The 294-nt window shown below is 68.7% G+C and carries 1 protein-coding gene; it reads right to left on the minus strand.

Annotated elements, in window-relative coordinates:
- Positions 1–294, minus strand: a 294-nt coding sequence (locus D7Y15_RS43980; protein WP_148713067.1) for a FadR/GntR family transcriptional regulator, incomplete at both ends; no start/stop codon positions are given.

A 294-nucleotide genomic window follows, 5' to 3' on the forward strand; every position in this document is an offset into this window, starting at 1 on the left:
GGCTGAAGTAGCCCTCCAGAAGCCACCGGGCATCCGGGTTGCTCGCGTCATGCAGCGCCAGCCCCAGATTCTCCAGCGTCAGTGACTCATCCAACGCCACCGCGCGCGTCTTGCGTCCGGGGCGCTGAACCACCAGGCCTCGCGCCGCCAGCCGCCGCAGCGCCTCACGGATGGTGCCCCGACACACCTCATAGCGGCGCGCCAGCTTCGCTTCGGAGCCGAATTGTCCGCTCGGGTGCAGCCGCCCCAGCGCGATATCGCGCTCGATTTGCGCCTCCACATAGGCCACGAGTC

Source organism: Corallococcus sp. AB030, from assembly GCF_003668965.1.
Taxonomy (GTDB): domain Bacteria; phylum Myxococcota; class Myxococcia; order Myxococcales; family Myxococcaceae; genus Corallococcus; species Corallococcus exiguus.